Source organism: Amycolatopsis sp. La24 (genome assembly GCF_029087445.1).
GTDB classification, from domain to species: Bacteria; Actinomycetota; Actinomycetes; order Mycobacteriales; family Pseudonocardiaceae; genus Amycolatopsis; species Amycolatopsis nivea.
In genome coordinates this window covers 156,263-165,877 of sequence record NZ_JARACH010000010.1, presented here as the reverse complement: position 1 = coordinate 165,877, position 9,615 = coordinate 156,263, and the positions used below count along the sequence as shown (strand labels likewise).

Genomic DNA, 9,615 nt, shown 5'->3' with positions numbered 1-9,615 from the left:
GGGCTGAGCTGGGGCTGGGCTGGTCGTGAGGGGAACCCTGAGGGAATCAGGGGCTGTGAGGGTGGCCCTCACGAACCTCGGCTGGTGACATGAGTGTCGAAATTTCGACACAAGTATTGAATTCTGCGCCCGGGCGGCTTACCTTGGCTGCATGACGTTGCCTCCAGCTGCACTACCAGTGGCCCCGTTCGACGAGGTCAGCGTGCTTGCTTATCGGCGTGCCGGGTTGTGGGCGGGGCGGTCCCTGCCTGCTGAACTCCTGGCCGCGGCTCGTCGGCACGGTGGTCGCACCGCGCTCGTTTCCGAGGGTGTGGCGTGGTCGTACGACGAGCTTTTCGACACTGCGTCGCGGTTCGCGGCGGGGCTGCTCGGGTCGGGGGTGGTCCGTCCGGGGGAGCCGGTGGTGTTCCAGATGGGGAACGTGGCGGAGACCGTCGTCGCGTACCTCGGGTGTTTGTTCGCGGCCGCGCCGCCGGTCTGTACTTTGCCGCAGCACGGGACTCGTGAGATCGGGCTGCTCGCGGCGCACGTCGGGGCGCGGACGCTGATCGCACAGGCCGATTTCCGGGACGGGCGGTTGCGCAAGCAGGCGGAGCAGCTGCTGGCGGACGGGGCCGTCTCCGACGTCGTTGTGTGCCGCGGCGAGGCGCTCGGGGATACGCCGTCGTACTCGCGGCTCGTGGCTGAACAAGTGCGGGAACCGTTGCCCTACTTGGATGTTGACCTTGCCCGGCCCGCGGTGTTCCAGCTTTCCGGTGGGACGACGGGGCTGCCGAAGGTCGCGCCGCGGTTGCACGAGGAGTACGCCTACAACGCTCGGGCCTGGGCGGCCGCGATGGAGATGGACGAGCACTCGCGGGTGCTGTATCCGTTGCCGCTCATGCACAACGCGGGCATCTCGCTCGCGCTGCAGCCCGCGATCCTCACCGGGGCGACGCTCGTTCTCGCTCCCTCCGCGGACGTCGACACGCTGCTCGACCTCATCGCCGAGCACCGGCCGGACGTGCTGCCGCTCGTGCCGCCCGCGCTTGCCGTGCGGCTTCTCGAATCGCCGCGGGCCCAAGCGGCCGACCTGTCCTGTCTGCGGGATTTCGTGGTCGGCGGGCAGCGGTTGCCGGTGGAGGTCGCCGAGCGGCTGCGGGATGAGCTGGGCATCCGGATCCGGCAGATGTTCGGGATGGCCGAAGGGATGTTCCTGGTCACGCCCGCCGGCGCGGACGAGGACGTGCGGCACCACACCGTCGGTGCGCCGATCTCCGCGGCGGACGAGATCCGGATTCTCGATCCGGTGTCCGAAAGCGAAGTCCCGGACGGCGAGGTCGGCGAGTTCGCCGCGCGCGGGCCGTACACGATCCGCGGCTACTACCGCGCCGAGGAGCACAACAAGACCGCGTTCACGCCTGACGGGTTTTACCGCACCGGCGACCTGGCCCGGCGGCACGTCAGCGCGAAGGGCGTCAGCTACTCGATCGACGGACGGATCAAGGACGTCATCAACCGCGGCGTCGAGAAGATTTTCGCCGAGGAGGTGGAGGAGATCATCGTCCAGCATCCGGACGTGGTCACCGCCGCGCTCGTCGCGATGCCCGATCCGGTGCTGGGCGAACGAGCGTGCGCGTACCTCGTGCTCGAGGACGGCGCCGAGCCGCTGACGGTGGAAACCCTTGGCGCGCATCTGCTCAGCCGCGGGCTCGCGAAGTACAAGCTGCCCGAACGCGTCGAGGTGGTGCCGGCGCTGCCGTTGACGAACGTCGGCAAGGTCGCGAAGAACCGGCTGCGCGCGGACGTGCAAGCGAAACTGGCCGAAGGGAGTGCCCGGTGACCCGGCGCGCGAACGTAATCGGGGGCGGACCCGGCGGGCTGTATGCCGCCCGGCTGCTGAAACTCAACGACCCGGGTCTGGAGGTCGTCGTCCACGAGCGGACGGACGCGTCGCGGGCGACGTTCGGGTTCGGGGTCGGGCTCACCGAGGCCACCATGCGCAACCTCGAACAGGCCGATCCGGAGACCGCGGACCGGGTCCGGGCGGTCAGTTACGTCGGGCACGAACTGCGCTTCGACGCTCCTGATCGGTCGGTGTGCCTGCACGGCGCGCGCAATCTCGCGGTCGGCCGGGCGGAACTGCTGCGGGTGCTGCGAGAAGCGGCGACCGAGGTCGGCGTCGAATACCGCGCCGGGTCGCGCGCCGATCTCGGCACCGTGACCGGCGACGTCGTCATCGCCGCGGACGGGGTCGGCAGCGCGACGCGCACCAAACTCAGCGCGGAACTCGGCGTCCGCACCACCCTCGGACGGACGCGGTACGTGTGGTGCGGCGCCCCGTTCGCCGCGTCGTCGGCCTTCTTCGCGGCGGCTCGGCGGGGACCGGAGCTGTTCGTCACCCACGCCTATCCGTACGCGGAGGACCGCAGCACTTTCCTGATCGAAGTGGACGACGAGACGTGGACGAGCGCCGGTCTCGCTGAGTTCGACGCGGCCACCGGTCCCGGCGAGACGGACCGGCAAAGCGTGCAGCTGCTGGAAAACGTGCTCTCGGACCAGCTTCGCGGCGGCGAGCTGCTCACGAACCGCACTCGCTGGAGCCGGTTTGTCAACCTCGGCCTCGACCGGTGGCACAGCGGGAACGTCGTGCTGCTCGGCGATGCCGCGCACACCGCGCACTATACGCTCGGCTCGGGCACCAAGCTGGCGCTGGAAGACGCGATCGCGCTGGCCGGGGCGTTGACGGGGGAGAGTTCGCCGTCCGCCGCGTTCGCCGCGTACGAACAGGCGCGACGACCGGCGGTGGAGCGGTTCAAGCAGCTCGCCGGCCGCAGTCAGCGGTGGTGGGATTCCTACCGGTGGCGGGCGGACTGGTCGGCCGAACGGCTCGGCCTGTCCTACATGACGCGTTCGGGCAACATCACGATGGCCGACTACGCCCGGTCCGAACCCGAGGTCGTGCGCGCCGCGCTGGAGTGGCTGGGTTCGGCGCCGACCGGCGACCCGGAGGAATGGGTGCTCGCACAACCGTTGCGGGGCAACGGGTTCCAGCTTCCGTCGCGGGTCACCACGCGTGCGGACCTCGGCCCGGTCGAAGAGCTTTCCTGGACCGAGCCGGACGTGTGGAGCGAGCCCGCCGACGACGCGGTCGCCCGCGCCGGTCGCGGTGCCGGTCCGCTGCTGCTCACCGGAGCCACGGACGAGTTCTGGGCAAGGGTCGACCTTGCCGAGCGGCTTCGCCTGCAGACCAGCCGATGCGTCGGCGTGCAGCTCCCCGAATCCGCGCGGGCCTTCGCGGCGACCTCGATCGGTGCCGGCCGGGCCGATTTCGCAGTCCTTGAAGACTTTCCCAGGAGGAATTCGTGACCAGCACTTCCCGGCGCGTCGGGCTGATCGTGCCGAGTTCGAACGTCACCGTCGAAACGGAGCTGCCGCGGCTGCTCCAGCGGGCGGCGGACGTCGAGTTTTCCTTTCACTCCAGCCGAATGCGCATGCACGCGGTGACACCTGAGCAACTGCGCGCGATGAACGCTCAGCGCGAGCGTTGCGTCCTGGAGATCGGCGACGCGCGGACGGACGTGCTCCTCTACGCCTGCCTCGTCGCGGTGATGGCGTCCGGTGTCGGGGCCCATCGGGACACGGAGCTGCGGATCGCCGAGCAACTCGCGCTCGGCGGCGCGGACGCCAAAGTCCTGTCCAGCGCCGGTGCGCTGGTGCGCGCCCTGAAGGATCTTGAAGCCAACCGCGTCGCGCTCGTCATGCCGTACACCGAACCGGTCGCGCGCACTGTGGTCGAGTACCTGGAGGCCGAGGGCTTCACGATCACCGGCTGGCGTGCGCTGGGCGTCGCAGACAATACGGAGGTCGGCTGTATACCGGGCGACAATGTGCTGTCTGCCGCCCGCGAACTCGACCTCCGGGACAGCGACGCGCTGGTGCTGTCGTGCTGTGTCCAGATGCCGTCCCTCGACCTGATCCAGCCCGCGGAGGACGAATTCGGACTGCCCGTGCTCTCCGCCGCCACCGCCGGCGCGTACTCGATCCTGCGCAGCCTCGGCCTTCCCGTCGAGCTGCCGGGCGCGGGTTCGCTGCTGCGCGCCGACGCCAAAGTCCAGGCCTGAAAGGAGTTTCCGCATGACTGAGAAGCCAGTGCACCGCGTGCGCGGAGTCGACCACGCCGCCTTCCCGACCTTCGACCCGGTCGCCACCGTCCGGTTCTACCGCGACGTGCTCAATTTCCCGATCGTCCACTCGATCTGCGCCGCGGGCTGGGGCCCGGAGAAACACCCGGACTTCATCCACTTCTTCTTCGACATCGGCGGCGGCGACCGCTTGGCGTTTTTCTATTACTTCGGCTGGGAACCAGCAGGCGACCAAACCGCCCCGGGCGACGCGTGGGCCCGGCTCCCGCACGGCACGCCGAAATTCTTCGCCGACAGCAGGCATCTGGCGATCAATGTCGCCGACGAGGAAGATCTGCTGGAGTATCGTCGTCGCCTGGACGAATCCGAATGGCCGGTCGAAATGCAGGTGATGCACGAAACCATCGAATCCATTTACACCCACGACCCGAACGGCTACATGGTCGAAATCACCCGCGCCTTGCGTCCAGTGACCCCGCAGGAGGACCTCGACGCGGAACTGACCCTGCGCGCGTTGTGCGACGTCGCTTCGGGCGAGGACCCGTCGATGGACAAACTGCTTACGCGCAAAGCAGAACTGATCGTCGAAGAGGCGGCTTCATGGGAGCCCGCGGGGAAGGAGATGGTCTGACGTGGCGCGGTTCTATGTCCTAGACGTGCCGGAAAACGAAGGCGTCCTCGCCGTGGCCCGCCAAGACGACGGCAATACGGTCGACCGGATCGGCCCGTACTTCCGAATCAGCGCCCCGGGAACAATCGTCATCGACCGCCGCGCGACGGGTTGTCGGCACGCCGTTTGGTACAGCGCGATCGCCGGTCTGGAAGGGTCCGTGATCACTCAGCACGACAAGAACGCGCTGCGGATCGAAAGGCGCCCCCATGCCTGAAAACGGCCTAGGCGCGGGCCGCTACCTGGCCCCCGCCTCCCTCCCCGAGGCGACCACCGCAACCGCACACCAACTGACAACCTCCGACGGCGCGACAGTCAACGGTCTGCTTAGGACAGTCCCAGGTGCGTCCACCGTGGCTTTCTTGATGCATCCGCGGCAGGATTTCTCGCACCACGTCCTGGTTCCCGAACTGCTAGCCCAAGGCTATGCGGTATGGACCCAAGGCACCCGCACCGTCGGCAACGACCTCACCCTGCTACACGAGCAAGCCCTGCTGGACATGGCAGCCGGACACGTCTTCCTGCGCTCCGCGGGCTTCCTGTCAGTAGTCCTCATCGGACACTCCGGCGGCGCAGCCCTGGCTGCTTTCTACCTACAGCAGGCCGCCCTGCCTCCATCCGCCCGACTCCACTGTGCCCCAAGCGGAAAACCAGTCCCTCTCCCTGAGGCCGAAATGCCCGTCGCGGACGGTTTCCTCATGATGGCCCCGCATCCCGGTCAGGGAGCTTTACTGCTGCGCCTGATCGACCCCTCGGTAACCGACGAACAAGACCCCCGCTCAGCTTCACCGGCCTTGGACCCCTACCTCCCCGCGAACGGTTTCGCCATCCCGCCGGAATCCTCGACGTACTCTGCGGATTTCATCACGGCGTACCGCTCGGCCCAATACGAACGCGTCGCCCGAATCGACGAACGAGCCCGGGAACTGGCAGAGGAATCGGCCACCGCACGGCGTCGCTACTCCACCTCCAAAGACCCAGCCGACCGACGGAGCGCCCTGGCGACCGGAGTGCTAACCGTCTACCGCACCGACGCGGACCTGCGTTCAGTCGACCTGTCACTGGACCACAACGACCGCCCATACGGTTCACTATTCGGCCGCCGCCCGGACCTGACCAATTACGGAGTGCTCGGCTTCGGACGCCTGACGACCCCAGACTCGTGGCTGTCGACCTGGTCGGCGATCTCGAGCAACGCAGACTTGGCCGGTTGCCTGCCGGACGTGAAGGTGCCGACGCTGCTGGTCGAACTGACTGGCGATCAGGCGTGTTTCCCCGCCGACGCCAAACGCTTCCACGACCTGAGCGGCGCATCAGACGCCACGCATGTTCGGGTGCCGGGTAGGCATTTCGGCGCCCCTCTGCACGAGGGGATGACCTCAGGAGCGACCCTCGCCGGAGCGGAGATGGGCCAGTGGCTGGGGGAGCGCTTCCCGGCAGGCGCGCTTGCGGTGAGGTGAGCCGGCTGCCTGCTCCCGGTGGGTTCGCTCGCGGCGAGGTGAGTTGGGCTGCCTTCTCCTGGCGGGCTCGCTCGCGGTGAAATGATCCGGACTGCTGCTCCTGGCTAGTTTGCTCGTGGTGAGGTGAGCCAGACTGCTGCTCCCGGTGGGTTCCGCTCGGGGTGAGGTGAGCAGGGTTGCGGCTCCTGACGGGTTTCGCTCGCGGCGAGGTAAGTTGGGCCGCCTTCTCCTGGCGGGTTCGCTTGCTTGCCTTGAATTCTTTCTTCTGCGCGCCGGTCTTCTCTCGCGGGGAGGACCGGCGCACTTTCGCTTCCCCGAGGGCTTGCGATTCGGCCGTTGCGATCCGGAGGCGACGGGAGTCCCGGCCGCCGGTCCAACACCGGACGGTCGTTGATCCTGCCGACTGGCCACCGATATCCAAGTCGATTGCATACAGTCGCCTGACCACGCGCCGATAGTCGATTGCATACCGTCGACGGGCAGCGCGCGGACACGGCAGGCCCCGAATGGATTCTGCCGGTCGAATCCGGTCGAATCCGGCGGCTCATCTACCGGAGACAGTAAGCAGGATTCCAGTCGCCAGCCGCCTGTCGCCAGCCGCCTGTCGCGTGTCCGCCAGTCGCGTGTCTGCCGGTCACCTGTCGACCAGTCACCGGCATCCCGGTCGATTGCATACAGTCGGCTGCGGTCTGCAGGCAAACAACATCCGGCAATCGACACTCCGCCGGATCTGACACCTCTCTCGCTGCAGTCAGAGCCCACTGCGGCCGACATCTCTCTCGCCGCAGGCGATCCCCCTGGCAAGAACCCCAGCGGATTGGCGCAGTGCATTGGCGCGCGGAGACCGCTCACCCGCCCGCAACCCCAGCCGAGCACCCGCCCCACCCCAAGGCCACCCCCAACTGTGACCCTCATCAACAACAAGCGCCAACAACATACCGCGTATGCAACTATTGCGAAGGCCGACAAACAGCACCAACACGCAGACCAAGGAGACGCGGGCTCATGCCACTAGCACTGGTAGCGCTGGCCATCGGCGCGTTCGGGATCGGCACCACCGAATTCGTGATCATGGGCCTTCTCCCCGAGATCGCCGCCGAATTCGGGGTGTCCATCCCGTCCGCAGGCCTTCTGGTGACCGGGTACGCGCTCGGGGTCGTCGCCGGAGCGCCGGTGATGACGATTCTCGGCACGAAGATCAATCGCAAGACCATGCTCATGCTGCTCATGGGCCTGTTCATCGCCGGGAACCTGTTGTCGGCGGTCGCGCCCGCGTTCGGGGTCATGCTTGCTGGGCGGATTGTCGCGTCGCTCGCGCACGGGGCGTTCTTCGGGATCGGCTCGGTCGTCGCGGCGGAGCTCGTCGCGCCGGACAAGCGGGCCGGGGCGATCGCGATCATGTTCACCGGGCTCACGGTCGCCAACATCGTCGGCGTGCCGCTCGGGACGTTCGTCGGGCAGGCGGTCGGGTGGCGGGTCACCTTCGGGATCGTCGCGGCGCTCGGCGTCGTCGGGCTCGCGGGCGTCGCGAAGCTGGTGCCGGACCTGCCCCGGCCCGAAGGGGCGCACTTGCGCAAGGAGCTCGCCGCGTTCCGGAACGTCCAGGTGGTGCTCGCGATGGCCATGACGGTCCTCGGTTTCGGCGGGGTCTTCGCCGCGATCACCTACATCGCCCCGATGATGACCGAGATCGCCGGGTACTCCTCGGGCGCGGTGACCTGGCTGCTGGTGCTGTTCGGCATCGGCATGTTCCTCGGCAACCTGACCGGCGGCCGGTTCGCCGACCGCAAGCTCATGCCGATGCTTTACGTCAGCCTCGGCGGGCTCGCGATCGTCCTAGCGCTGTTCACCGTCACCGCGCACAGCAAAATCCTCGCCGCGGCAACGATTCTGCTGATCGGCGCGCTCGGCTTCGCCACTGTGCCGCCGCTGCAGAAGCGCGTTCTCGACGAGGCGCACGGCGCGCCGACGCTCGCCTCCGTCGTCAACATCGGCGCGTTCAACCTCGGCAACGCGCTCTCCGCGTGGCTCGGCGGCGTCGTGATTTCCGCCGGATTCGGTTACACAGCACCGAACTGGGTCGGGGCCGCGCTCGCCGGTTCCGCGCTCGGCCTCGCGGTCTTGTCGGCCGCCCTCGAACGCCGACCGCGCGTCGCGGTGCCCGAACCCCTTGTCCAGCACTGAGAAAGGCAATACCGATGAAGATCCGCCTCAACAACGGCGTCGAAATCCCGCAACTCGGCTTCGGCGTCTTCCAGGTCCCGGACGACCAGACCACGGCCGCGGTGGCCAGCGCTCTCGAAGCTGGCTACCGCAGCATCGACACCGCCGCGATCTACGGCAACGAAGCAGGCGTCGGCCGCGCCATCGCCGAGTCCGGGATCCCGCGCGACGACCTCTTCGTCACCACCAAGCTGTGGAACGAAGACCAGGGCTACGACTCCACCCTGCGCGCCTTCGACGCCAGCCTCGCGAAACTCGGTCTCGACTACGTCGACCTGTACCTGATCCACTGGCCGACCCCCGCCCGCGACCGCTACCTCGACACCTGGCGCGCCCTGGAACACCTCGCCAAGGACGGCCGCATCCGCGCCGCGGGCGTGTCCAACTTCCAGCCCGCGCACCTGCTCCACCTGCTCGACAACAGCGGCCTCGTGCCCGCTGTCAACCAGATCGAGCTGCACCCCGGCCTGCAACAGGCCGAACTGCGCGCCTTCCATGCCGAGCACGGTATCGCGACCGAAGCGTGGAGCCCGCTTGCCCAGGGTGCCGTCCTGACCGACCCGGCGATCACCGAAATCGCCGCGCGCACCGGGAAATCCGCCGCGCAGGTGGTGCTGCGCTGGCACCTGCAGTTGGGCAACATTGTGATCCCGAAGTCCGTGACGCCCGCCCGGATCCGGCAGAACCTCGACGTCTTCGACTTCGACCTGACCGACAGCGACCTCGCCGCCATCGCCACCGCCGACCGTGGCCTGCGCACCGGGCCGGACCCGGATCAGTTCAACTGACGGATCGCCGCGAGACAGCGGACACCGCCTCCTCGACGCCGCATCGGGTGCACGCCAGGCACTCGATGCGGCGTTTTGCGCATGCCGCCCCGGGGTTCGGCTCGGTCTCGGCCGGGGCGGGATGTGCAGCCTGGTCGGGCGGAGATGCGCAGCCCTTGGACCGGGCGCCGTGACCGCCGAGGCCGAGATGTGCGGCATTTGGATCTGGTCGCTGTGTTGGCCGGGGCAGAGTGAGGCGGGGCGTGGATCTGTTGGCTGGGGCGGAGTTGTGCAGCGCCTGGACCGGGCAGCGCTGTCCGCCGGGGTGGAGTTGTGCGGCTCCTGGAACTGGTGGCAGTGTCGGCTGGGGC

8 protein-coding genes are annotated in these 9,615 nt (G+C 68.1%); all 8 read left to right on the top strand.

All coding sequences use genetic code 11. The features are described from left to right. The first annotated feature begins 151 nt into the window (after positions 1-151). A complete protein-coding gene (locus PUT80_RS13670; protein ID WP_275292163.1) occupies positions 152-1,822 on the top strand; it encodes an AMP-binding protein in 1,671 nt (556 codons plus the stop codon). Further along, a complete protein-coding gene (locus PUT80_RS13665) occupies positions 1,819-3,348 on the top strand; it encodes an FAD-dependent monooxygenase (protein WP_275292162.1) in 1,530 nt (509 codons plus the stop codon). Before PUT80_RS13670 ends, PUT80_RS13665 begins: the two co-directional genes overlap by 4 nt. Continuing rightward, complete coding sequence (locus PUT80_RS13660; protein WP_275292161.1) at positions 3,345-4,103, top strand: maleate cis-trans isomerase; 759 nt, start codon at positions 3,345-3,347, stop codon at positions 4,101-4,103. The genes PUT80_RS13665 and PUT80_RS13660 overlap by 4 nt, the downstream gene beginning before the upstream one ends. Before the next feature lie 13 nt (positions 4,104-4,116). Next, the gene (locus PUT80_RS13655) at positions 4,117-4,755 is read left to right on the top strand and encodes a VOC family protein (protein WP_238608054.1); all 639 of its coding nucleotides are present in this window, start codon (positions 4,117-4,119) and stop codon (positions 4,753-4,755) included. Position 4,756: 1 nt separating this feature from the next. Continuing rightward, entirely contained in the window at positions 4,757-5,011 is a 255-nt protein-coding gene (locus PUT80_RS13650) for a hypothetical protein (RefSeq protein ID WP_037812097.1), read from the top strand. Between the two features lie 136 nt (positions 5,012-5,147). Further along, positions 5,148-6,254, top strand: a complete 1,107-nt coding sequence (locus PUT80_RS13645) for an alpha/beta hydrolase (protein WP_343076883.1) — start codon at positions 5,148-5,150, stop codon at positions 6,252-6,254. A 1,005-nt stretch (positions 6,255-7,259) separates the two neighbouring features. Continuing rightward, entirely contained in the window at positions 7,260-8,438 is a 1,179-nt protein-coding gene (locus PUT80_RS13640) for an MFS transporter (protein ID WP_275292159.1), read from the top strand. A 14-nt stretch (positions 8,439-8,452) separates the two neighbouring features. Then, the gene (locus tag PUT80_RS13635; protein ID WP_275292158.1) at positions 8,453-9,265 is read left to right on the top strand and encodes an aldo/keto reductase; all 813 of its coding nucleotides are present in this window, start codon (positions 8,453-8,455) and stop codon (positions 9,263-9,265) included. Positions 9,266-9,615: the final 350 nt, after the last annotated feature.

Excerpts from the sequence above, each read along its gene's own strand:
- PUT80_RS13670 (WP_275292163.1), top strand. The coding sequence starts at position 152 with ATGACGTTGCCTCCAGCTGCACTACCAGTGGCCCCGTTCGACGAGGTC.
- PUT80_RS13655 (WP_238608054.1), top strand. The coding sequence starts at position 4,117 with ATGACTGAGAAGCCAGTGCACCGCGTGCGCGGAGTCGACCACGCCGCC.
- PUT80_RS13640 (WP_275292159.1), top strand. The coding sequence starts at position 7,260 with ATGCCACTAGCACTGGTAGCGCTGGCCATCGGCGCGTTCGGGATCGGC.
- PUT80_RS13635 (WP_275292158.1), top strand. The coding sequence starts at position 8,453 with ATGAAGATCCGCCTCAACAACGGCGTCGAAATCCCGCAACTCGGCTTC.